The organism is Shigella sp. FC1967 (assembly GCF_001743005.1).
Classification (GTDB): Bacteria; Pseudomonadota; Gammaproteobacteria; order Enterobacterales; family Enterobacteriaceae; genus Proteus.
The window spans coordinates 1-237 of record NZ_MIIZ01000337.1 but is presented as its reverse complement, the minus strand read 5'-3'; the positions used below and the strand labels follow the sequence as shown (position 1 = coordinate 237).

The 237-nt window shown below is 54.0% G+C and carries 1 pseudogene; it reads right to left on the bottom strand.

Features of this window, described 5'->3' with window-relative positions:
- Window positions 1-237, bottom strand: a pseudogene (locus BHE89_RS24210) (TraD); the annotation flags it as partial.

Below are 237 nucleotides of genomic sequence, written 5' to 3'. Positions count from 1 at the left end.
CTGCATCAGCTTCTCTTCTTTGGGCTCTACCCCGTGAATCCAGGGCTGGCCGATTGGCAGCTCCTTTTTCTTACCCTGTATCTTCCGGACAACCTTTTTGACCGTGGACTCTCTCCCTACGATGGAAGTCCAGTCGCGTTTCAGGATCTCAAACACGCGCTGGGCATGGCGGTTTTCCCACAGGAACCCACTACCAAGCCACATATCGTCCGGCGTGTCCTTGATGTACTTTTGGAG